Here is a 24056-nt window from a genome sequence, read left to right on the forward strand (position 1 = left end):
GAGACAGACGATGAGAGGCACGCCGCGTCATGAAGCGGGGCGGCACCATCAGGGATGCTTACCCTCCTCACGGGATGGTTGCTGCCAGATGGCCCCCAGCAGCAAGGAGAGCAAGAGTTCGGGCGGGTTGTCTAGCAAGTGGCCGGACACCAGCAGCAGCTGTCCGTCGGCGCGAAAGCCCAGGCTGGCGTGGACCTTCTCTTCCTCGCCACACACCTGGATGATGCCGACCAGGGTTCCCCGTTCACCGGGCTGACAGCGCAGCCTCAGCTCCCGCGGCTCCCCCTGCAGGGTGAAGGCCCGGCATTGGGGCCTGGCTTCCTCATCATCGGGCCAGCAAAAGAAGTGGTACTGCTCGGCGAGCACGCCTGCCTGCTGGCAAAGTGGGTCAAACAGTTGTGTTATCGCCAGATACTCCTTGTCCAACCGACTGGCCTGTTCTTCAATGGACTTCATATGCCTTGTCTCCAATTTCATCCATTTGATTTTTAATTGGTTTTATACAGTATCGCTAAGCGCATCCCCCGGTATGGCCCTGATCGGAAATCGAGTCTGTGAGCCCGATCCAACTTCTGTTATGAAAACGTTATCTTATTGAAAGTGTATGACTTTTATGCAAAACCGCTCACGTTCGCATCCTGGGCCGCTGATTAATATGGTGCTGCTCGGCACTGACCGGGCCTGGACGTCTCGACCGTCGGGACTCACACAGCGGGAATAATAAAAAACATGGATATGAAGATGACCAAAGTGGCGCTGGTAACAGCCTCACTGCTGACCCTATTGTCCGGCTGCAATGGCAGCGACTCCGATAACGATAATGGTAGTGGCGCCGATCCGGTTGCCCGGTTGCCCAAGGTAGACCCTCCCAGGGAGTTGCTGGTGGCGGGACCAAATGAGGCGGTGATCGCTCTGGTGGATACCCAGTCGGTAGCGGCGCGCGGGGTTGAGGGACCCTTTGCCAACTACAGTCTGCATCTGTGGAACAACGATGCCTGCAATGCCACCGCCGCCAGCGGCTTGAACGCGGGCTGGGATGACGGGAGCAAGACACCGGCCAGTGCCGACAGCTTCGGTCCGGCCTGGGTGGTGCCCCTCGACAGGTTGGCAGGTTGCCTCAACTTCATTGCCCGTAACGGCGAGATGGCCAATCTGACCGGGAGCGACATGAAGTTGATTTTCGAGGATCATCCGGATCGCACCGTCGCCATACTGGCAGGCAAGGGGGATATTTATGGTAGCCGGGCCGAGGCATTCAGTGCGGCTTTCGGGGTGGCGGGAGCCAGTGCCCATCTGATCGATGGCAACACCCTGATCTGGCAGGGGGGCAAGGATAAACCCCATGTACGCCTCTATTACACCGAGTCGGGCACCATCAAGGCCAATGCGGAAGGGGTATTCGATTTCCCCTATCTCAAGCTGACCCCGGGCAGTCTCTCCGCCGCGCAGCGAGCCAAGTATCCGCACCTTAAAGATGCCGCCGTCTTCGCCCTGCCATCGGCTGCGGATCTCAAGCCGTTGCTCAAGGGGGAGCTGGTGGCCATCGGCACAGATGCTGACGGTATCTTGCAGGGGGCAACCCTGGTGCAGAGCGCCGGCGCCCTCGATGCCCTCTATAGCGAAGCGGCGAGCAAGCTCAACTATGGCGCCATCGTCGAGGGGGGCAATGTCACCTTCCGGCTGTGGGCGCCAACCGCCAAGTCGGTCAAGCTGGCGTTGTTCGACGAGCAGCACAAGGCCCTCGGCGAGCGTACCATGACACAAGACGACGCCAGTGGCAGCTGGAGCCTGCAGGGCGGCAGCGATCTGATCGGCAAGTTCTACCGCTATGACGTCCAGGTCTATCACCCGCTCAGCCGCAAGCTGGAATCCTATCAGGTGACCGACCCCTACTCCCTGAGCCTGGCGATGAACTCCGAGTTCAGTCAGGTGGTGGATTTGGATGATCCGGCCCTCAAGCCCGCGGGCTGGGACAGCCTCAAGGCGCCCCACAGCCAGGCCAATCCCGCCGACATCACCATCTATGAGGCCCATATCCGGGACTTGACCGGCAACGACGAATCCACTGCCCCTGCGCACAGAGGCAAGTTTCTCGGACTGACCGACAGTGACAGCGTACCGGTCAAGCACCTGCAAGCCCTGGCCAAAAGCGGCGTCAGCCACCTGCACCTGCTGCCGGTGTTCGACATCGCCACCATCAACGAGGATCCGACCAAGGTCGCCAACCTCCAAGATGACTTCAGCAAGCTGTGCGAGGTCAATGCCGAGGTCAAGAGCTCCAAGTTTGCCGGCCATTGTGGTGGCGGTCAGACCATAGCCGCCGTGCTGGGCGAGCTGCAAGCGACCGACAGCAAGGAGAACCCCGTGGTGCAGGAACTTTACGGCTATCTGCGCGGCGTCGACTCCTTCAACTGGGGTTATGACCCTTACCATTACACCACCCCGGAAGGCTCCTACGCCACCAACGCCGAGGGCAGCCAGCGCATTCTGGAGTTCCGCGAAATGGTGCAGGCCATCAAGCAGGACATCGGCATGAACGTGGTGATGGACGTGGTCTACAACCACACCAACGAGGCGGGCCTGGGCCCGAAATCCGTGCTCGACAAGATAGTGCCCTGGTACTACCAGCGCCTCAATCCGGAGACCGGCTCGGTCGAGAACTCCACCTGCTGCTCCAACACGGCGCCGGAACACGCCATGTTCGCCAAGCTGATCGATGACTCTCTGGTGACCTGGGCCCGCGACTACAAGATCGACGCCTTCCGCTTCGACCTGATGGGTCACCACCCGAAAGATCAGATGGTGCAGGCGCTGGCCGCAGTGAAGCAGGTCAACCCCGAGATGTACTTCTACGGCGAGGGCTGGAACTTCGGCGAGGTGCAGGATGACAAGCGCTTCGTGCAGGCGACCCAGAAACACCTGGCCGGCACCGGCATCGGATCCTTCTCCGACCGGCTGCGGGATGCGGTCCGTGGCGGCAGCCCGTTTGACGGCGGCGATACCATTCGCAAGACCCAGGGCTTCGGCAATGGCGCCTTCGTGGCTGCCAACGAGCTGGACGGGGTTGAGCTTGCCACCGCCCTGCATCAGTCCGATCTGGTGCGCCTCGGCATGGCCGGCAACCTCAAGGCGTTCGTGCTGACCGACAAGGATGGCGCGGCGAAGAAGGGGTCGGAGATCGACTACAACGGTCAGCCGGCGGGTTACGCCCAGGATCCGACCGAGATCCAGAACTACGTCTCCAAGCACGACAACCAGACCCTGTTCGACAACCTGGTCTACAAGGCGCCGGCCGGTGCCAATTTGGTGCGGATGCAGGGGGTATCGCTGGCGACCGCCATGTTGGGGCAAGGTATTCCTTTCACCCATGCTGGCAGCGAGTTGCTGCGCTCCAAATCCATGGAGCGGGACAGCTACGACTCCGGTGACTGGTACAACGGCGTCGACTACACCCTCGCCGACAACAACTTCGACAAGGGGTTGCCGCGCAAGGACAAGGACGAGGCCAACTACGCGCTGATCGATCAGGTGCTCGACCAGCACGCCAAACCGGGCTCGGCCGAGGTGGCGCAGATGGTGAGCTTCTACCAGGAGCTCTCCGAGCTGCGTCAATCCTCCCGTCTGCTGCGTCTTGGCAGTGGTAGCGAGGTGATCAAGCGGGTCGACTTCCGCAATACCGGGCCGGATCAGGTGCCGGGTCTCATCGTGATGAGCGTGGACGACGGTGCGAGCGCGGGTGCGGATCTGGATCCGGCCATCGAGGGTCTGGTGGTGATGATCAATGCCACCAATGCTCCCCAGAGCATCGGCGATTTTCGTGACGGCAAGGATCAACCCATCGATCTGACCAGCCTGCAGCTGAGCCCGGCCCACCATGGCAGCAACAGCATCGCCAATGGTGCCGTGGCCAATGGCAGCAGCCTCACTCTGGGGGCCTGGTCGGCCGCCGTCTTCGTCAAACCGCAAGTCGGTACCCAGGGCGCGGGTCTGCCGGTTGGCAAGAAAGGCTAACCCAAGCTGTCCTGACCAGGAGTCTGGGTGGCAATCGCACATCGCCACCTCAGAAAATAAAAGCCAGCCCCTCGGGCTGGCTTTTTCATTCCTGGCATCAGCGCCACTGAGGCGTGACGGACAGGGGACTCAGCGCTTGCGCAGCAGGCGTAGCGCATTGGCCGTCACCAGGGCGGTAGCACCGGTATCGGCCAGCACCGCAATCCACAAACCCGTGATGCCGAGCAGGCTGGTGACCAGGAAGATGGCTTTGAGCCCCAGTGCCAGCGCTATGTTCTGGTGGATGTTGGCCAGCGCGGCCCGCGACAGGCGGATCATGGCGGCGATGCCGCCGAGCTGGTTGTGAGTCAGAGCGGCGTCGGCGGTCTCCAGCGCCACATCGGTGCCGCCCCCCATGGCGATGCCGATACTGGCCCGCTTCATGGCGGGGGCATCGTTGATGCCATCTCCTATCATGGCGACCTTCTGCTGTTTGGCCAGCTTGGCAATCTCCTCCACCTTGCCCTCGGGCAACAGACTGGCGCGCCAGCCCATGCCAAGCTCGGTGGCGATGGCCTCTGCGGCGCGAGGGTTATCCCCGGTCAGCATGATGCTTTGCAGCCCCAGTGCCCTGAGCTCCTGCAGCGCCGCCGCCGCCTCGGGCCGGATCTGGTCGCGCAGCGCCAGCAGCGCCATCGGCGTTGCCTGCGTGATCGCCTCATTGCCCGCGTGATTGAGGAGCGAGCAGAGGACGACCACTGTCTTGCCTTGCTCCTCCAGGCGAGTCACTTGCTGGTGGATGGCCTCGTCCAGGTGGGGGATCCTGCTCGGGGCCAGCAGTTGCCAGAGTGCGCCGTCGATGCGACCCTCGATGCCCATCCCTGGCAGGGCACGGAGATCCTGGGCTGCGGCCAGGGTCAATCCTTGCTCCTTGGCCGCAGCGACGACGGCCCGGGCCAGCGGGTGGTGGGAACCCTGCTCGATGGCGGCGGCCAGCGCCAGCAGCTTGGCCTCGGGCTGGCGGTTCAGACTGATGAAGTCGGTCAGCTGCGGCTTGCCCAGGGTCAGGGTGCCGGTCTTGTCGAAGGCAATGGTATCGACATGGGCCAGTCGCTCCAGCGCAGCGCCGCCCTTGATCAGCGCGCCCTGCCGGGTTGCGGCTGCCAGGGCGGAGGTAACCGCCGCCGGGGTCGAGATCACCAGGGCGCAGGGGCAACCGATGAGCAGCAACGCCAGTCCGCGATAGATCCACTCATCCCAGTTTTGACCGAAGGCCAGCGGCGGCACTATCACCACCAGCAGGGCGACCAGCATCATGGCCGGGGTATACCAGCGGCTGAAGCGATCGATGAAACGCTCTATGGGGGCGCGCTGGGTCTCGGCCTCCTCGATGAGGTGCAAGATGCGGTCGATGGCGTTGTTGCCGGGCTCGGAGACGACTTCGAGGCGCAGCACCCTGTCCGCCGCCAGACTGCCGGCGGGGACCTTGTCGCCCTGGCGACGCTCCACCGGGATGGATTCACCGGTCAGGGCGCTTTCGTCAAAGGCACCCAAGGCGTCGAGCAGGCGAGCATCGGCGGGCAGGCGAGCGCCCGGGGCTATCTCTATGATGTCGCCGGGGCGCAGCTCTGCGGCTGCGACCTCTTCCCGCTCTTCGCCTTGTGCCCCGTTACGAATGCGTACCGCCTGGTCGGGCACCAGCGCCATCAGGGCGGTGACGCCAGCGCGGGCGCGCCCGGCGGCGTAGGCCTCCAGATGTTCCCCCAGCATGAACAGCAGCAGCACCATGGCCGCCTCGGCGGTCTCGCCGAGGAAGAGGGCGCCGAGCGCGGCCACCGTCATCAGGGTCTCGATGGCGAAGGGGGAGCCGCTTCGAATCAGGGCCCACGCCTTGCGGGCGACGGGCCAGAGTCCCCAGAGGGTCGCCAGGATAAAGAGTGGCTGGCCAATTGACGAGGGCAGCAGGGCAGCCACCCCCATCAGCACCGCCAGGGAGAGTGGCTGCCAATACTTGACCAGCAGTGTCAGCCAGGGGCTGCGCGGCTTGCTGTTGGCTGTTTTGTTCTGGGCCTCGCCCTTGAGTCGAAAACCGGCGGTCAGCACGGCGGCGGTGATGGGGTCGGGGGAGAGGCCAGGAGCCAGGTCCACCACCAGCTTCTCGGTGGCAAACAGCACCCGGGCCTGCTGCACGCCGGCCACCCGGCTGACGGCGGTTTCTATCTTGCGGGCGCAACTGGGGCAATCCATCCCCAGCACCTGCCAGCTATGGCGGCGACTGCCCTGTTCCGGCGCTATTGAGGGCTCGGCGTCGGCAGCATCTTGATGATCGTGAGATGAATGGAGAGAGCCGCCATCCTGACTGTGTCGGTGCCCTCTGGGGGGGTCTTCATCCGCCAGCGATTCGCTCGTCCCCTGATCCTGATGATCATGGGGCACTTGGCTCGCGCAACGGCTGACCGGTGCGGCATTGTCACAACAGTGGCTGTCGTGGCGATGCTGAGTCTGATTGCTTGTCGCCTGTTTGATCCCCTTGATGGGGGGCGTAGGGTGTTGATGGTTGCAGCAGGATTTGCTCATGATGAGTCCCTCTTGAATGGATCCCGCCCGTACGGGATCCTGAATACCTCAACAGTGTAAACCTTGGTGTTAAGTCCAAGGTCAAGCCCCCTATGTTTCTGCCTATTGGGGGGCGCGTTGTGGTCCAGGATTTATATCCCTGTGATTGACGGGTGTTTGTCGCCTGCTGCTGCGCCTATACTGGGACCCTGGATCCTCCCCCCATCATCAAGGACATAAAAAATGAGCAATTCCGTCACCCTGCAAGGCAACCCAGTCTCCGTTTCCGGTCACTTCCCCGTTGCCGGTGAGCAAGTCAAGCCCTTCTCCCTGGTTGCCAAGGACCTGTCCGATGCGACCCTGGCGACCTTCGCCGGTCAGCGCAAGATCCTGAACATCTTCCCGAGCGTCGATACCCCGACCTGCGCCGCTTCCGTGCGTAAATTCAACGAACAGGCCAGCGCCCTGAACAACGCAGTGGTGCTGTGCATCTCCGCCGATCTGCCGTTCGCCCAGTCCCGCTTCTGCGGCGCCGAAGGGCTGGACAAGGTTGTTAGCCTCTCCACCATGCGTGGCGTCTCCTTCCTGCAAGACTACGGTGTCGCCTTCTCTTCCGGTCCGCTGGTCGGTCTGGCTGCCCGCGGCATCGTGGTGCTGGATGAACACGACAAGGTGCTGCACAGCGAACTGGTAGCCGAAGTGGCCGACGAGCCGAACTACGCCGCGGCTCTGGCTGCCTTGGCCTGATAGGTCGCCAGCGAGGCCATTGGCTTGAACAAAGCCAAGTGACTGAAATAGAAAGGGCCCGCAACGTAGCGGGCCCTTTTTGTATGTATCGGATAGCGATGTTCAACTAGCTGGTTGCTTGGCTCAGGGCGCGATCCAGACTCTGCGAAAAAGCATCATCCGGGTCATCCTCGATCACCAGTAACCCGAGCTGTTTTGCCTGCGCGACCGAGAGTTGGCCCGACAGCAACGCCTGGATGCCAGCCTCGCTGGTCAACACAACCCGATCCCGTTTGGCAGGCCCTTTGGTGTGCGTCTGCAACAGCAAGACCTCCTTGCCCCTGACCCGGGACCAGAGCCCCGAATCTACCAGCAGGATGGAGACATTGCCTGGCAGGGCACCCTGCTTCAGGACTCCTTTCAACTGATTGAGCCACTGATAACTGCGGTTGAAGCCATCTGGCCCGACCATCTTGGCCACAGGTGCGAGATCCTGACTCGAAACGGCCGTCGCCGTGGCGATGGCGATATCGAGCGAACCCGGCCAGCTCTGCTCGAAGGGGTTGGGGTAAATGGCATCGTAGCCGCAGGCCATGGCCAGGGGGGCGGGCCCCGTGGCCATGGCGCAGAACAGCAGTCTGACGGCTAGTTTGCTCATGGGGTCACTATGTTGAACCAGAAGTTGAACTTGTCCAGCATGCCGACGAACTCGCTGAACTTCTTGCTGTCGCCGGTGATCTTGACCTGGCCGCTGGCGATTTCCTGCTCCAGGGTGGTTTGCCCCAGCTGGATGTCATCCAGTACTTTCTTGGTCAGGGTCACAGTGGTATCCGGCTTGTCGGCATAGCGGGTGGTGTGGTTCAACACCGCATTCTCGATATTCAATGAGTGTTTCTCATTGATATCGGTGAAGTCGATGTTGATGGTCATCTGCTTGCCGGCGGCTTTCTCCGGATTCAGGCGCACTGCCAGATAGTCGAACAGCATGCTGGGCGGCATGGCGCGTATGGTATCGGGAGACGCCGTGTTGGTACCGCCCGCAGTGGGGACGCCATTGCGCAGTTCGTAGGCCCCCTGCAGGTAGACGGAACGCCAGGGACCTGACTCGGCCTGATAGCCCAGCTGCTCCAGGGTATCGGCCAGCAGCAGCTTGCCTTCTTTGTTGTTGGGGTTGGCAAATACCAGATGCTTGAGCACTTCGGCGACCCAGCGGTACTCCCCTTTATCGAAGGAGGCCTTGGCTTTCTTCAATACCTCGGCTTCGCCCCCCATGAACTCGATGTATTTGGGGCCCACCATTTCCGGCGGCAAGTTGTCCAGATCGGACGGATTGCCCGAATACCAGCCCATGTAGCGCTGATAGATGGCGCGGCTGTTATGGCGCAGGGTGCCGTAGTAGCCACGGTTCGGCCAGAAGTTTTCGAGCTCCGGCGGCAGCTTGATCTGCTCCGAGATCTCCTCGCCCGTGTAGCCCATGTTCATCAGGCGCACCGACTGATCATGGATGTACTTGTAGAGGTCACGCTGCTTCTTGAAGTAATCGACAATGTTGGCGTTATCCCAGCGTGGCCAGTGGTGGCTCTGGAACTTGACCTCTACCTGGTCGCCCCAGGTCTCGATGGTTTCATTCAGATAGATTGACCACTTCAACGCATCCCGTACCTGGGCACCGCGCAGGGTCAGGATGTTGTGCATTGTGTTGGTGGTGTTCTCCGCCATCCACAGCGCCTTGTGCTGCGGGAACCAGGTGTTCATCTCGGCAGGGGCTTCTGTCCCCGGCGTCATCTGGAAGACCATCTTGACGCCATCGATGTCGAGTTCTTCACCCGTCTTGGTGATCAGCTTGGTGGGCACGATCAAAGAGGGGACGCCAGTGGAGACCGTCTGGCCCAGCCCGCCGTTGACGCCGCCCTGGGCATTGCGGGGCAGCAGGGCGCCATACATGTAAACGGCGCGGCGGCCCATGGCATTGCCCGCGATCACGTTCTCGGAGACCGCATGCTCTGTGAAGCCTTCCGGGGCGATGACCTGGGCATTTTTCCGCTCCTCAGGGGTGCTGAACAGACCGGCGGCGCCACCGTAGTGGTCAACGTGACTGTGGCTGTAGATCACCGCGAGCACGGGGCGCTTGCCTTCCTTCTCGTTGATGAAGGCCAGGGCCGCCTTGGCGGTGTCTGGCGAGATGAGCGGGTCGAAGACGATCCAACCCTTGTCACCCTTGATGAAAGTGATGTTGGACAGATCGAAGCCGCGGACCTGGAAAATGTCGTCGGTGACCTTGAACAGGCCGTACTGCATGGTGAGCTGGGCGTTACGCCACAGGCTGGGGTTGACCGTATCAGGGGCGGCTTTATCCAGTCCTATATAGGTCTTGTACTGCTCCAGATCCCAGACGACGTTACCTTTGTCATCCTTGATGGTCAGGGTCTCTGGCTTGGCGATGAAGCCGCGCGCCGCATCGGCAAAATCCTGCTTGTCGTTGAAGGGAAGCTGAGTCTTGACCGCCTCGTTCGCCTTGATGGTACTCGCACTGGCCGGCTTGGCATCGACCAGGGCGAAGGCGGCGTTGGAGTTGAGACAAAGAGTGGCAATTATCAGGGTTAACAGGCGTTTAGTGGGGACTTTGGCTGGCATCATTTATCTAGCTCCTTGAGTTAACAACCCACAAAACTTAATACAAATTGATAACTGCCGCATAATATTAATTGGCTCCGTTCGTTGCTTTTTAATGACTATTTGAGGCGCCACAGGGGGTTGCTTTTACTTATGCTGCGCCGCTGGTTAGACTTCACATCCCCCTCTTTTTCCTTGTAGCGCCATGACCTTTCGCGAACTTGATCTCAATCCTGCCTTGCTGGCTGCCCTGCCGGCCACCTTGCACACCCCGACCCGCATCCAGCAGCTGGCTATTCCGGCCGCGCTGACTGGCCAGGATCTGCTGGCGCTGGCCCAGACCGGCAGCGGCAAGACGCTGGCGTTTGGCTTGCCGCTGCTGCAACGGCTGGACTCGACCTCCGATCGGGTACAGGGGTTGATACTGGTGCCGACTCGTGAGCTGGCCGCTCAGGTGACCGAGGCATTGACTCCCCTGGCCGCCAGCCTGGGGCTCGCCACTCTGACCCTGTGCGGCGGCGTGGCGCAGGAGCTGCAACAGGCCGAGCTGGCGCAGGGGCCGCAACTGCTGGTGGCGACCCCGGGGCGACTGCGGGACTTGCTGGCCCAGCGGCTGCTGGGCCTCGGCAACCTGCGCACCCTGGTGCTGGATGAGGCGGATCGCCTGCTGGAGATGGGCTTCTGGCCCGACATCCAGTGGTTGATCAATGCAATGCCTGCGCAGCGCCAGAACCTGCTCTTCTCCGCCACTTTGCCGGTCGAGCTGGAGAGTCTGGCGACCGGATTGTTGCATGAGCCGGTCCGTATCGAGGCGAGCCCGCGCAACAGCCTGGTGAGCGAGATTGAGGAGCGGCTCTATCTGGTCAACAAGAGCAGCAAGGTGCCCGCGCTCATTGCCCTGCTGAAAGAGCAGGATTGGCCTCAGGTGCTGGTCTTTATCAGTGCCCGGGACGATGCCGACGGGGTGGCACGAAAACTCGCCAAGGCGGGGATCACTGTGGTGGCCCTGCACGGTGACAAGGATCAGGGAGTACGGGAGCAGGGGTTGGCCGATTTCAAGGCAGGCAGGGTGCGGGTGCTGGTGGCTACGGATCTGATGGCGCGCGGCATCCATGTGGAGGCGCTGCCGGTGGTGATCAATCTGGATTTGCCCGCCAGCGCTCCCGTCTATGTGCATCGTATCGGCCGCACCGCCCGCGCCGGACGCAAGGGGCTGGCCATGTCGCTGGTCTGTCACGGTGAAGCCGAGATGCTCGCGGCCATTCGCACCCTGACCGGGCGTGATCTGCCCCTGAGCGACCTGGCTGGTTTTGCGGTAACCGACCAGCCTGCCAGCGGCGAGGGAAAGCGCGCGCCTCGCGACAAGCAGGCGAATCGTCGCACCGCCAACAAACGCAGCGTCAAGCAGTTCAAAGGCAAGGTGTGAGCCAATTTCAACCAGGTTGCTCCGGCCAGTGACAAGTGTGGTCATGACCGGCGCACCGCCAACAAGCGCAGCGTCACGCAATTCAAGGACAAGGCGTGATCGCCCTCTTCGCCGCCTGAGGTGGGGCGCCCAGCTGGTCAGTATGAAAAGAGGCCTGTTTCGCTATGCTGCGTGAGTAAATTCATGGAGAGATAAGCGATGACAACCTTGGTAATGGGCCCCTTGCTGGGGCTTGAATCGGAGACGCAGTACAGCATCTGTTTTCTGGCAGGGGCGGACTGCAAGGGCGCCAGCGTCAGGGTAAATGGCAAGCTGCTGGCCGCCAGCAAGCAGGCTGATACTCCGAAAGGCGGCTTCTGGCGAGCCATCTGGTCTGCGCCCGCCAAGGTCAAGACCAGCACCATCGACTACGAGATCCTGCTGGATGGCGTGCCGGTTCAGGATCTTGCCGGTGCCAGTCAATGGCAGTTTCATCTGCCTGGCCTGAAAGATCAGGTGCTGATTGGCTATGCCTCCTGCAATGGCTTCTCCGACTTCAAACTGCTCACCTCAACCCCCCAACCTTACGCCATGTGGGACAAGCTGGCCGCCGAGCACGGCGCAAGTCCCTTCTCCCTGCTGCTGATGGGAGGCGATCAAGTTTATGCCGACTCGCTCTGGACCACAGTGCCGACCCTGAAAGCCTGGAATGAGCTGGACAGGGTGGAGAAGGTCAAACGCAAGGCGACCCGCACCATGGTGGAGCAGCTCGATCGCTTCTATTGCGAGCTTTATTGCAAGCAGTGGGGCCGCCCCGAGGTGGCGACCATGCTGGCCCGGGTGCCCAGCGCCATGATGTGGGACGATCACGACATCTTCGATGGCTGGGGCAGTTATCCCGCCGACTTGCAGGGCTGCGAGGTCTATCAGGCCATTTACGCCGCTGCGACCAAGTATTTCCGGCTGTTCCAGCTGCGCTCGGGGGTCAATGGCACCTTGCTGGATCCTGCCAAGCTGACCCATCACTCCTGGCTGTTGAATTTTCGGGGCTACCAGATCCTGGCCCTGGACAACAGGGCGACCCGCACTCAGACCCAGGTGATGAGCCGGGGACAGTGGGATCAGGTCAATCAGGCACTGGCTGGTTGCAGCCAGGGGCACCTGCTGATCATGGCGGGGGTGCCCGTGGTCTATCGGGACTTCTCCTTCACCGAAGCGGCGCTGGATGCGACCCCCTGGGAGGAGGAGCTGACCGACGATCTTAAGGATCACTGGCGCGCCAAGGCCCACGAGGGTGAGCGGGCCCGGCTGATCATGCGGCTGCTGGACAATGCCCAGCAGCGGCGCAAGGTCGACAAGGGGGCTTCCAGGACGCTGATCCTTTCCGGGGATGTGCACGTGGGTTGCCTCGGGGTCATCCAGGACAGGCGAGTGGGCAAGGGGGTGATGAATGTGCATCAGCTGGTCTCCTCCGGCATAGTGCACCCTTGCCCTACCCAGTTCCAGTGGATGGGGATCCTCGCCATGACCAATGACGACCCCGAGTATCTCGACGAGAGCCGGCTGATCCGTACCGAACTCATCAAGCCGTTCGGTGCCCCCGTCTATCTGCGCACCCGCAACTTCGCCACCTTGCAGATGGGCAGCGATGGCAAACTGTGGGCCAACTGGCATTGTGAAAATGGCTTGGCGGCCAGCTACCCGCTGGCCTGACATGCTTGAGCAATAATAAGGGCCCGCAGCGGGCCCTTTTTCACTGCAACGTCCCAGGGCCCTCTCATGCCCAGGGCTTTCCTGCGTAAGGATGAAGAGATCGCGCCGGCACTGGTCAAGTGCCGCCTTCCGGTACGGCGGGGCTCGGGAGCCATGCTCCCCTGGCGGGCAAACAGTCGCGGCGCCAGCTCGGGCCCGTTGTTCACCCTCACGGGTCAGCGGTGCCGGGGCCCCCTGGCACCGGGTCAGGCTCTTCCTCTCAATCATCCACTGCGACGCCAGTTCACCCAGATTGGCGAGACGCTCGGCGAACGACTCTCGCCGCCTCTGATCTCGCTGGTGAGCCGCGGCTCATCTTCTAGGGTATCTCACGCCAGCCGACTGGCACACCCAGGGTATCGATCAGTGGCGGAACTGGTTTATCAGGCGGGAGAGGGCATGCAGCCGTTCGACCAGCAGGGTGATGCCGTCCAGGGCCTGCCTGCTGTTGTCGGCGGTGTGGCTGGCCAACTGGTGGATCTGGTGGATGCCATGATCCAGGGTGCTGGTGACATCCGCCTGCTGACTGACGGCCTGGGCTATCTCGTCACTGGTGTGGGTGACCTGGGTCAGCATGTGGTTGATTTGATTGAGCACCTCGGCGGTGGTACTCACATGCTGCTGGCAGCGCTCCGAGGTCTGGGCCCCCTGGGTCATGCCATCGGCCAGCCGGCGGGTGGTCTGCAGCAGCGCCTGGATCATCTCGTTGATTTCGCCGGTGGAGCTGCGGGTCTTCTGGGCCAGGGCCCGGATCTCGTCGGCCACCACCGCAAATCCGCGACCCTGCTCACCGGCCCGGGCCGCCTCTATGGCCGCATTGAGGGAGAGCAGGTTGGTCTGATCGGCGATCTGGCTGATCACCGCCAGGATCCCGCTGATCTTCTGGCTGTCGCCGGTCAGCTGCGCCAGTACCTGATGGTTGGCATTCAGCTCCTCATGAAGCTGATTGACCGATGATTGCGTGGTCGCCAGCGCCTGCAATCCCTCGGCCGACACTTGCTGTACTTCGCCCACCAGGGCATTGGCCTGATGGGCACTGCTGGCCACGTCGCGGATCGACTGGCTCATTTGCGTGATGGCGGCGGCCAGCTGCTCGCTCTGGGCCCGCTGCTGTTGCAGGTGGGTGTCTATGGTCTGGATATTGCCCCTGTCATCCTCGGCGGCCTGCAGGATCTGCTGGTTGGTGTCGGCGCTGCGCCCCACCACCGCCTTGAGCTCGGCACGCTTCATGCGCAGGGCCAGCTCGAGGGCCGCCAGGGTATCTCGGCGTTTGGTGTAGAGCACCTGGCAGAGCGGGGTGCCCATCTCCTCGCCCGCCGTGGTGGCCAGCCGGTTGAGTCGCTGTTGCAGGCGCCAGCCGTGGATCATCTGGGCCAGCAGTGCCGCTGCGCCTATGACTCCCCACAGAGGATTGGCGCTGACCATGGCCGTCAGCAGGGTGAGCAGGGCCGTGCCGCAGAGGAGCAGAGTGAGCTGACCCGGTTCCAGGGTAAGCCGACTGAGCCAGGGCTGCGCCTTGCCCGCCCGGATGCGGGCGTAGAGCTGCTCCGCCCAGGCAATGTCGTGCTCGCTCGGGCGGGTACGCACCGACTGGTACTCGATGATCTGCTGCTGTTCGTTGAGGATGGGGGTGACGTAGGCGTTGACCCAGTAGAAGTTGCCACTCTTGGCACGGTTTTTCACCAGCCCCATCCAGCTCTTGCCCTGGCGCAGCCGTTGCCACATGTCGGCAAAGGCGGCCTTGGGCATGTCGGGGTGACGCACCAGATTGTGGGGTGCCCCCTCCATCTCGTCGGCGTCGTAACCGGCCACCTCGCAGAAGTGCTGGTTGGCATAGGTGATGTGGCTGGCGGGATCCGTGGTCGAGATCAGCGATAAGTGGTCGGGGAAGCGTATTTCCCCCTCCCGTTGGGTTGTTGTCATGTGAGCATCCTGAATGAGCCAAGTAACTGATAGTTATGTTTTTATTTTTATGATGGTGACCGGCTCATTCTATGGGGCAAAGATGACACTATCTTGGCTTGGGTCAATTAATCACCACTCTGGCTTGGCAAAATAGCGCAAACAGGATGCGGTCCAGGGCAGATGAACGCGGGTCGCGTCATATTGACAGGGGAAGGAGCAAACAGGGGCACCCCGAGCGGGGCGCCCGGGATCAGCGGCTGGCCAGGGGGTAGGTAAACAGGGCCAGATGGGCGAAGTTGAACAGGAAATGGATCGCGATGGCGACGCTCAGGCGGCCACTCAAGTTAAACGCCAAGCCGTAGCAGACCCCAGCCAGGGCGGCGAACCCCACCAGTAACGGGCCACCGGCCAGATGAGCGACACCAAAGAGTCCACTGGCGACCAGCAAGCCCGTCAAGGGGGTGAAGCGCTCGCTCAGCCGCTGTTGCAGGCAGCCGCGAAACAATGCCTCTTCCGAGGCGCAAGTGAGCAGCAAGTTATTGAGGGCAAACAGCCACCACCAGTTGGGCAGGCCCACCTCGGGTTTGAGAGCGCCCAACCCCCAGGCCGCCAATAGCAAGCCTGCAAGGGGAAGGGTAAGCAGGAGCAGCGGGCGCCAGCGTATCTTGCCACCGGATCCCAGCAGATCCCGCCAGGCGAGCAGCAAACCGAACAGGGCCAGGGGTTTATCCAGATTCAGGTAGAGGGTGAAGGGCTGGCTTGCCGGGCCGGTCAGCACCTTGTCCAGTACCTTTAGATTATCGAAGCCGGGGATCTGGTGGAGCATGAGTGACAATGCCCAGATCAGCACCAGGGCTCGGGCGGCGGGACGATAAGGTTCAGGCAGGCGATGGAGGCCACAGGCCAGGGCTAGCCCCCCTGCGACCAGGCTAAGGGCGAAGGGGGTGAGGCGTTCCATCAGCAGGGCGGCCAACAGACAAAGCACAAGGAGCAGGGCGCCTGCCCGCCACTGCCGGGCCAGGGCCAGACCTGTGCTGCCTGCCAGCAGGGCCCAGATCAGGATATCGGTTGGGAGAGACAAATCCGGGTTCCAGCGCAATAAAAGGGCGCAGAGCATAGCAAGGGATGGGAGGAGAAGACAAGAATGGCTCCTGCCTTCATCGCAGGGACAAGTGTCATGGTCAGTTCGTGAACCGGCAGGGGAGCGGCTGGCAAGGTTGACTCGCCTATTTGGCCGAGAAGCGAATGTCTCCGTACCAGGCCGTGGCCCGGCCGCCACCGTTGTCGCTGTCTGTCATGATGGCGATGGAGTCTATCTGGTCGATCGGCTCTCCCAGCAGGCGGGCGAGGTCGGCGCGGACATCACGTTGGTAGCTGATCCATTGCCCCGCATGAGCTGGGCCGCTCTCCACGCTCAGCATGATGGCTTGCTCGGTGAAGGCATTGGGCCAGTGGCTGCCGACCGGTTGATGAGCAGACCATACGTAGTTGATGGCTTTGCTGGAGAGGCCGAACAGACCGCGTTTGACCACGAGATAGAGGCGGGCCGGGTAGTCATCCCCCGCCTTGCTGCGTTCATCTGTCTGCCCACTGGTGAGGGCCGCCACCTTCCAGCGCCAGCTCATGATAGGGGTCTTGTTCAGATCAATGGTGCGCTCCAGAAACTTGCCGGAGGCACTGCCATCGGCCTCGGCCCTTAGCACCATGCTCCCTTCATCTTCGACTTCGCTATAGCGGGTGTGCCCATGAAAGGATTTCTCGGACCAACCGATCAGAGGGGAAGGAAGGCCATTCTCGATGATCAGGCTGGCGGCACCTGTTGTGGCCGAGCTGGCACCCAATATCAGGGCAAAGCAGGGAAAAATGCGGGGCATGGCGACACCTCTGGTGAGCGGGGCAAACAGCGATATAGACAACTATAGAGACCGGGGCTGAAGGCGTTTGATTACGGACTCAGGAGAGGGGGATACCCATGGCCGCAAAAAGAGGCCACCCATAAAAAAACCGGCCAGAGCCGGTTTTTTTCATTCGCGAGAGCAGCATGCGGCTTAGCGGCCGGATTCTGCAATCACACGGGCAATGATGTCGGCCCGCTTGGTGGGTGCCAGCTCGCCCAGCGCGATGAGGCCAGCCTTGAAGATGACGTTCTTCGGCAGACTGACATCGTCCAGGGTGGAGATGGCTTCGATATGCATGCCATTCAAGCGGCTGGCATCACGGGGGCTCAGATTCACTTGGGTGTTCATTACCTGTTTGCCCTTCTTCTTGGCGGGGGCGGCAGGCTTCTTGCCACTCTCTTCTTGATCTTCTTCTTCCGGCAATTCGTCATCAAAATCGTAAATAGACATAGTCAATCCTGTTGGGTTGCGAAGGGCACGCTCGCCCTTGGTCGGTTTTTCAGCCCATATCCTCGTTACGGATAAAGGCGCGCCAGGAGGTGAGCACCTGGGCAAAGTCTTCCAGCCCGCACATGGCTAGCTGTTCATCATCGTAGTAGGCCAGGTCGTCGAGATCCTCATCCAGCGCTATGTTGAGGACATTGGCCTTGACCTCTGCCTCTTCCATCGTCAGCAGCAGCGAGTAGTCGCCGCCCAGCATCTTGTACTCCATCAGGGTGCGATTGGAGAGCTGGTCGATGACACCGAAGAGCTCATCGAGCTTCTCCTCATCCTTGCCCACTTCGTCGATAAGCCACTGGCCTATGGCCTCATGGCCCATGGAGAAGCGGGCGCGATAGCCACCGAAGGGATCGCGTCGAAATTCATAGTCCATAAAAGAGGTTCTCGTTAGCTTGGCGCTAGGATGGGAACCGCATTGGCACCCCAATTCGGGCACCACCTGGAGGCTCACATCGAGTAAAGTGGCCTATTCTAGCGATCCCCCCCTCGCTTGTCTTGATGATGTGACAATGGATGCACTCAGGCCATCCCCGGGGAAGTCATCCACAGGAGCTTATCGTGCAGTTGAATGAGCAGCTTGCCCGCCAGATCGTGACCCGGGCCATGAAAATCCTCTCCTTTTCCGTCAATGTCATGGACGAGCAGGGGTTGATCATTGCTTCCGGCAACCCGGATCGTCTGCATCAGCGTCATGAAGGGGCCGTGCTGGCCCTGACCGACAACAGGGTGGTGGAGATCAGTGAGGCGACCGCCCAGCAGCTCAAGGGGGTGAGGCCCGGCATCAACCTGCCCATCGCCTATCAAGGGGTGTTGGTCGGTGTCATCGGCATCTCCGGCGACCCGGACATCGTTCGTGCTTATGCCGAGCTGGTGCGGATGACGGCGGAGCTGATCCTCGAACAGGCCGCCCTCACCGAGCAGTTGCAGTGGGACAAGCGCCACAAGGAGGAGCTGGTGCTGCAGCTGATCCGGGGGGAAGGGCGGGTGGATCAGTTGCAACAGGCGGCCCATTTTCTCGGGCTGGACTTGGCGCAGCCCAGGGTCGTGGCCGTGCTGGCCCTGGAGGAGGGGGATCCTGCCCGATTGCGGGAGCTGGTGCAGCTGCTCGAATATCCGGAGCGGGACAATCTGGTGGCCATCAATGGGCTGGACGAGATAGTGGTGCTAAAACCGGCTCAACTGAACGATGGCGTCTGGCAATCGAGCCAGGAGCGCACTCGTATCAAGCAGTTGCTGGCACGGATCCCGGATTTTCGGCTGCGCATCGGGGTGGGGGATTACTTCCCTGGCATCGATGGTCTGGCACGCTCTTACCAGACCGCCCGGGATACTTTGCGTCGGGGTCGCCGCCAGGCTCCGCGAAAACAGGTCTACTTCTTCGAGGATTACCGCCTGCCGGTGCTGCTCGGCAGTCTGGCGGACTCCTGGCAGGCGACTCAGCTGCTGGCTCCCCTGCGCACCCTGGCGAAACAGGACAACAAGGGCGTCCTGCACAAGACGCTGCGTCAATATTTCTTGCAGGATTGTGATCTGCATCGTACCGCGGAATTGCTGTTCATCCACCCCAATACCCTGCGCTATCGGCTGACCCGGGTTGAGCAGATAACAGGATTAAATATCAATAAGTTAGATGACAAGTTCTTACTCTATCTCGGCTTCAGTCTCGGTGAGTGACTTTGTTATTATCAACAGATAACTCGGTATTTAAATGTCTTTATTTGTCATTTATTACAAAGCATTCCCGGTTGATTTCCCGATAATGACGGCACCTGAACCCCACACAACTAAAAAAGGTGCCCGTCATGACCCCAGTTACCGCCATCGGCGCCCTAGCGGCGCTGATCATCGCCATCTTTCTCATCCTGAGGAAGGTCCCGCCCGCATACGGCATGATAGTCGGTGCCCTGGCGGGGGGGCTGATCGGTGGCGCCGATCTGACCCAGACCGTCGCCCTGATGATTGGTGGTGCTCAGGGCATCACCACGGCGGTGATGCGCATCCTGGCCGCCGGTGTGCTGGCTGGTGTCTTGATTGAATCGGGGGCGGCCACCACCATCGCCGAGACCATCATCAAGAGACTGGGGGAGACTCGGGCCCTGCTGGCCCTGGCCCTGGCGACTCTGATCCTGACTGCGGTTGGCGTCTTTGTGGACGTAGCCGTTATCACAGTGGCGCCCATAGCGCTGGCCATCGCCCAGCGCGCCGATCTCTCCAAGCCAGCCATACTGCTTGCCATGATAGGTGGCGGCAAGGCGGGTAACGTCATGTCCCCCAACCCCAATGCCATCGCGGCGGCGGATGCCTTCCATCTGCCCCTCACCTCCGTCATGGCGGCCGGCATCATTCCAGGTATCTTCGGCCTGGTCATGGCCTACTGGCTGGCCAAGCGTCTGAACAGCAAAGGCAGCAGGGTCACCGCCGAGGAGGTGGTCAGCGTCGACAAGGCTTCGTTGCCCGGTTTTTCCGCCGCCATCAGTGCCCCCCTGGTTGCCATCCTGCTGCTGGCCTTGCGCCCAGTGGCAGGCATAGTGGTGGATCCGCTCATCGCCCTGCCTCTGGGTGGCCTGGTGGGAGCCCTCATGATGGGTAAATTCAGCAAGGTGAACCAGTTTGTCGTCTCGGGGTTGGCTCGTATGGCTCCTGTCGCCATCATGCTGCTGGGGACCGGCACTCTGGCGGGCATCATCGCCAACTCGGGTCTGAAAGATGTGTTGATCAGCGGTCTGACCGCCTCGGGTCTGCCCTCCTACCTGCTGGCCCCCATCTCGGGCGCCTTGATGTCCCTGGCGACTGCGTCGACCACGGCCGGGACTGTGGTGGCTTCCAATGTCTTCAGCTCAACCTTGCTCGAGCTGGGCATCAGTGGCTTGGCGGGTGCCGCCATGATCCACGCCGGTGCCACAGTGTTCGACCACATGCCTCATGGCTCCTTCTTCCATGCCACAGGTGGCAGTGTCCACATGGGCGTCGGCGAGCGCTTGAAGCTTATTCCCTATGAAACGGCAGTCGGTTTGACCATTGCAGTGGTCTCTACCCTGATGTTCGGCGTATTTGGCGTTGCCTAAGGAATGGATATGAAAATTGTAATTGCCCCTGACTCCTTCAAGGAAAGCCTGAGTGCCATGGAAGTGGCCGACGCCATAGAGGCGGGTTTCAAGCAGGTATTTCCCGATGCGACTTACGTCAAGCTGCCGATGGCCGATGGTGGTGAAGGCACGGTGCGCTCTCTGGTCGATGCTACCGATGGGCGCATAGTGACCGCCCTGGTCACGGCCCCGCTGGGTAACAGGGTCGAGGGATTCCTCGGTCTGCTGGGGGACGGCAAGCGTGCCGTCATCGAGATGGCCGCGGCCTCCGGCTTACATCTGGTGGCCCCCGAGCAACGCAATCCCCTGCTGACCTCCAGCTTCGGTACCGGCGAGCTGATTTTGGCCGCCCTGGATCTGGGGGTGACTCACCTCATCCTTGGCATAGGTGGCAGCGCCACCAATGATGGCGGCGCGGGCATGATCCAGGCCCTGGGCGGCAAGCTGCTCAAAGCGGATGGCTCTGCCATCGAGTTGGGTGGTGCCGGCCTGGCCGAGCTGGCCACCATCGATCTGAGCGGGCTGGATCCCCGCCTGAGCGAGCTGGTCATCGAGGTGGCCTGCGATGTGAACAACCCGTTGTGCGGCCCGAAAGGCGCCTCCGCCGTGTTCGGCCCGCAGAAGGGGGCGACCCCCGAGATGGTGCAGCAGCTGGACGCCAATCTGGCTCACTACGCCGACTGCATCGAGCAGGCCCTCGGCAAGCAGGTGAAGGAACTGCCGGGGGCGGGCGCCGCCGGTGGCATGGGTGCCGCCCTGGTCGGCCTGCTCGGGGCCGAGCTCAAGCCGGGTATCCAGATCGTCATAGAGGCGCTGGACCTGGCCTGTGTGCTGCAAGATGCGGATCTCGTCATCACCGGTGAAGGCCGCATCGATAGCCAGACCATTCATGGCAAGACCCCCATGGGAGTTGCGCGCTGCGCCAAACAGTTTGGCAAGCCGGTGATCGGTATCGCCGGTTGCCTGACCGATGACTGTGGCGTGGTCCACGAACACGGCATAGATGCCGTCTTCGCCGTGGTCAACCGTGCCATGTCGCTGCCGGAGGCCCTCCAAACCGCCAGCACCAATTTGACGCTGACCTCCCGAAATGTGGCTGCTCTCTATCAAATGACGCGCTGATCCCGTCGCCGTATCTCCTGGTAGGGCGTTTTTCAATGCCGGCCCCCAGCCGGCATTTTTTTATCTGCCCTTTCCTGCCCCCATCCCCGCCCTGCTGACGGCTGTTTCGATAGGCCATCAGGTCCGTTTGCGTCATAGTGTTGCCAGGAATTCAAGGAGGTCGCCATGATATTGCTGATCCTGGGAGTGTTGCTGTTCGCGTTGGTGCATCTCTATCCCTGTTTTGCCCAGGCCCACAGGGGCCGGCTCAGGGAGCGGCTGGGGGAGAGTCGCTACAAGGGGATTTTTTCCTTGCTGCTGCTGGTCGCCATCGGCTGCATCATCGCCGGCTGGCGCAGCCTCTATCCGATGCCGCTCTACTTCCCGCCTCAGTGGGGGCCGACAGCCGTACAGGGGATGATGCCTTTGGCGATTATTCTGTTTTGCGCGGGCTTGGGCCCAAACCATTTTCGCCGCTGGCTGCGTCATCCCCAGCTGCTCGGTGTCTTGATCTGGAGTGGCGCTCACCTGTTGGTCAATGCCGAGGCCCGTTCCCTGATCCTGTTCGGCGGTCTGGGGCTTTGGGCACTGATCAGCATCGTCTGGATATCGATCCGCGATTGGGGCAGGGTGGCGCGTCCCGAGGCAAACTGGCAGGGGACGCTGACAAGCCTCGGTCTGGGCCTCATCGCCACTGCGGTATTGATCTTCTGGGGGCACGGTTGGCTGACAGGCATAGCGCTGCGCTGAGTCATGGGCCGACTGAGCCAAAACTCCTTGTGCTGCGTAGAGAGTTCAGAGGCTGACCATAACCACTGGCCCGCTAGCCCGGGGTCAGATGAAAAAGGAGAAGATAATGAAAGGAATCGCACTCATCCTGCTGCTCTGGGGTCACTATGCCCTGGCTGGCTGCCCCGATTATCTAGCTGGCGAACAGCGGGAGCTCAACAGCACTCAGCGTCACAACCTGTGCCAGCTCACCGAAGGCAAGGTGGTACTGGTAGTCAATACTGCGTCCTATTGCGGTTACACCAAGCAGTTCAAGGGGTTGGAGGCACTCTATGAAACTTATCGTGACCAGGGTCTGCTGATCCTCGGCTTCCCTTCCAACGATTTCCAGCAAGAGGCGGGGGAGGAGGGTGAAACGGCTGCGGTTTGCCAGCGGGACTACGGGGTCACTTTCCCTATGTTCAACCGGGTCTCGGTACGTGGTGATCAGGCCATCCCCCTGTTCAAGGGACTGGCGCTGGCGGCCAAAGAGGCGCCAGCCTGGAATTTTCACAAGTATCTGATAGGGCGCGATGGTCAACTGCTGGCGAGTTATGGCTCACGCCAGCGCCCGGATGAGGATCCCCTGCTCGCCCAGCTACAACAGGCACTCGCCGCTACCCCCTGAGCGGCGGCTCTGGAATAATGGAGCTTCGCTCCCTTGTTCAGGTCATACCGTGCTGCACCGACTCCCACAAATGTTGATCTTCGATGCCCTGGTCCGCGAGCAGGGCATCTCGGCCGCCGCCCGGCGCCTTGGCGTCTCCAAGTCCCACATCAGCAAGCAGCTGGCCCAGCTTGAAGCCGATCTCGGTGCTCAGCTGGTGCAGCGCACCACCCGCCGCTTCGCGTTGACCGAGCTGGGACAGGAGTATGCCCGCCACTGCCGTGCCTTGGTGGCCCAGGCCCAGGAGGCGGAATCCATGGTGGCGGACAGGCGCGGCAAGGTGAGCGGCGTGCTGCATCTTGGGGTGGGTCAGTCGTTTGGCAGGCTGCATGTGATACCTCGCCTCAAGGCCTTCCAGCAGCGCTATCCCGAGCTGGAGCTGGAGGTATCCCTGTTCGATCACAGAACCAATCTGGTGGATGAGGGGCTGGATCTCTGGATCACAACCTATGAGGACAAGCCGGAGGGGCTGATTGGCCAGCGGCTGGCCGACATCGGCTTCGTGCTGGCGGCCTCTCCCGATTACCTGCTTGGCCATGGCACACCGCTCACGCCGCGGGATCTGCTGGGCCACAACTGCATCACCTATCAGAGTCGGGAGCGACGCTATCACGAGTGGCACTTTCGCAAGGAGAAGGAGCGCCAGACGGTGCAGGTGGCGGGCAACTACAGGGTCGATCTGGCTGAGGCGGTACGCGATGCCGCCCTGGCCGGACTCGGCGTGGCCTATATCGCCAACTACCTGCTCGACAAGGAGCTGCAATCCGGCGCCCTGATCCCGCTGCTGCCCGAGTGGCGACCGAGCCAGAAGATGGCGGTCCATGCCGTGTATGCCCGTCGCGAGCATCTGGATCCCAAGATCCGCCTCTTCATCGACTTCCTCAAACAGGGATTCGGTACACCACCTTACTGGCAGCAACGGCTGGCCCCCTGGTTAGGACACACATTGTCCGGCCTGGAGGAATGATTGTTTTCATATGTGAACAGTAGGCTGTGGGGGTAAAATAAGGCGAGGGGAATCAAGAGCTTGGGTCTATGCGACTTGCACCAAGGCGTTTGGTAACAGACTGATAACCTTGCCAGCTTGC

General features: G+C 61.5%; 18 protein-coding genes and 1 pseudogene. 10 read left to right on the forward strand and 9 right to left on the reverse strand.

Annotated features, from left to right (window positions below; translation table 11 throughout):
* Positions 1–48: 48 nt before the first annotated feature.
* Positions 49–456: a hypothetical protein gene (locus tag ACSMDR_RS12605; protein WP_436468482.1), complete on the reverse strand. Its 408-nt coding sequence runs from the start codon at positions 454–456 to the stop codon at positions 49–51.
* A gap of 273 nt (positions 457–729) precedes the next feature.
* Between ACSMDR_RS12605 and pulA the strand changes: the two are divergent.
* Positions 730–4005: pseudogene (gene pulA, locus ACSMDR_RS12610) on the forward strand (pullulanase-type alpha-1,6-glucosidase); the annotation flags it as partial.
* A gap of 135 nt (positions 4006–4140) precedes the next feature.
* Here pulA and ACSMDR_RS12615 read toward each other — a convergent pair.
* On the reverse strand, positions 4141–6567 hold the full coding sequence (locus ACSMDR_RS12615) for a zinc/cadmium/mercury/lead-transporting ATPase (RefSeq protein WP_436468483.1): 2427 nt from the start codon (positions 6565–6567) through the stop codon (positions 4141–4143).
* Between the two features lie 222 nt (positions 6568–6789).
* Here ACSMDR_RS12615 and tpx point away from each other — a divergent pair, with 222 nt between their 5' ends.
* Entirely contained in the window at positions 6790–7293 is a 504-nt protein-coding gene (tpx, locus tag ACSMDR_RS12620; RefSeq protein ID WP_436468484.1) for a thiol peroxidase, read from the forward strand.
* A gap of 106 nt (positions 7294–7399) precedes the next feature.
* Here the strand turns inward: tpx and ACSMDR_RS12625 are convergent, their stop codons facing one another.
* On the reverse strand, positions 7400–7930 hold the full coding sequence (locus ACSMDR_RS12625) for a hypothetical protein (RefSeq protein WP_005901004.1): 531 nt from the start codon (positions 7928–7930) through the stop codon (positions 7400–7402).
* Positions 7927–9909: an alkyl/aryl-sulfatase gene (locus ACSMDR_RS12630; protein WP_436468485.1), complete on the reverse strand. Its 1983-nt coding sequence runs from the start codon at positions 9907–9909 to the stop codon at positions 7927–7929. The genes ACSMDR_RS12625 and ACSMDR_RS12630 overlap by 4 nt, the downstream gene beginning before the upstream one ends.
* A 181-nt stretch (positions 9910–10090) precedes the next feature.
* On the opposite strand from ACSMDR_RS12630, the gene ACSMDR_RS12635 reads away from it, so the two are divergent.
* Positions 10091–11311 carry a DEAD/DEAH box helicase gene (locus ACSMDR_RS12635; protein ID WP_436468486.1) on the forward strand — a complete coding sequence of 407 codons (1221 nt, stop codon included), beginning with the start codon at positions 10091–10093 and terminating at the stop codon, positions 11309–11311.
* Positions 11312–11509: 198 nt separating this feature from the next.
* Positions 11510–13003, forward strand: coding sequence for an alkaline phosphatase D family protein (locus tag ACSMDR_RS12640; protein ID WP_005905682.1), 1494 nt, complete (start codon positions 11510–11512; stop codon positions 13001–13003).
* 402 nt (positions 13004–13405) lie between these two features.
* Here the strand turns inward: ACSMDR_RS12640 and ACSMDR_RS12645 are convergent, their stop codons facing one another.
* The 5 genes from ACSMDR_RS12645 to ACSMDR_RS12665 form a co-directional block, all read right to left on the reverse strand.
* Positions 13406–14965, reverse strand: coding sequence for a methyl-accepting chemotaxis protein (locus ACSMDR_RS12645; protein WP_436468487.1), 1560 nt, complete (start codon positions 14963–14965; stop codon positions 13406–13408).
* 232 nt (positions 14966–15197) lie between these two features.
* Positions 15198–16064 (reverse strand): CPBP family intramembrane glutamic endopeptidase, encoded by an 867-nt coding sequence (locus ACSMDR_RS12650; RefSeq protein WP_436468488.1) that lies wholly within the window; start codon positions 16062–16064, stop codon positions 15198–15200.
* Between the two features lie 109 nt (positions 16065–16173).
* Positions 16174–16821 (reverse strand): DUF3047 domain-containing protein, encoded by a 648-nt coding sequence (locus tag ACSMDR_RS12655; RefSeq protein ID WP_436468489.1) that lies wholly within the window; start codon positions 16819–16821, stop codon positions 16174–16176.
* Positions 16822–16995: 174 nt separating this feature from the next.
* The gene (locus tag ACSMDR_RS12660) at positions 16996–17295 is read right to left on the reverse strand and encodes a hypothetical protein (protein WP_005905686.1); all 300 of its coding nucleotides are present in this window, start codon (positions 17293–17295) and stop codon (positions 16996–16998) included.
* Positions 17296–17344: 49 nt separating this feature from the next.
* Positions 17345–17719: a YacL family protein gene (locus tag ACSMDR_RS12665; protein ID WP_005905687.1), complete on the reverse strand. Its 375-nt coding sequence runs from the start codon at positions 17717–17719 to the stop codon at positions 17345–17347.
* A 185-nt stretch (positions 17720–17904) separates the two neighbouring features.
* Between ACSMDR_RS12665 and ACSMDR_RS12670 the strand changes: the two genes are divergently transcribed.
* From ACSMDR_RS12670 to ACSMDR_RS12695, 6 genes are all read left to right on the forward strand, one after another.
* Positions 17905–19020: a sugar diacid recognition domain-containing protein gene (locus ACSMDR_RS12670; protein ID WP_005905688.1), complete on the forward strand. Its 1116-nt coding sequence runs from the start codon at positions 17905–17907 to the stop codon at positions 19018–19020.
* Positions 19021–19148: 128 nt separating this feature from the next.
* Entirely contained in the window at positions 19149–20411 is a 1263-nt protein-coding gene (locus tag ACSMDR_RS12675) for a GntP family permease (protein WP_436468490.1), read from the forward strand.
* Positions 20412–20420: 9 nt separating this feature from the next.
* A complete protein-coding gene (locus ACSMDR_RS12680; protein WP_005905691.1) occupies positions 20421–21554 on the forward strand; it encodes a glycerate kinase in 1134 nt (377 codons plus the stop codon).
* 165 nt (positions 21555–21719) lie between these two features.
* A complete protein-coding gene (locus tag ACSMDR_RS12685; RefSeq protein ID WP_436468491.1) occupies positions 21720–22283 on the forward strand; it encodes an NnrU family protein in 564 nt (187 codons plus the stop codon).
* 106 nt (positions 22284–22389) lie between these two features.
* Positions 22390–22929: a glutathione peroxidase gene (locus tag ACSMDR_RS12690; protein WP_005911852.1), complete on the forward strand. Its 540-nt coding sequence runs from the start codon at positions 22390–22392 to the stop codon at positions 22927–22929.
* Between the two features lie 70 nt (positions 22930–22999).
* On the forward strand, positions 23000–23935 hold the full coding sequence (locus ACSMDR_RS12695) for a LysR family transcriptional regulator (RefSeq protein WP_436468492.1): 936 nt from the start codon (positions 23000–23002) through the stop codon (positions 23933–23935).
* The last annotated feature ends 121 nt before the right edge of the window (positions 23936–24056 follow it).

It is taken from the genome of Aeromonas molluscorum, from assembly GCF_051376105.1.
GTDB lineage: Bacteria > Pseudomonadota > Gammaproteobacteria > Enterobacterales > Aeromonadaceae > Aeromonas > Aeromonas molluscorum.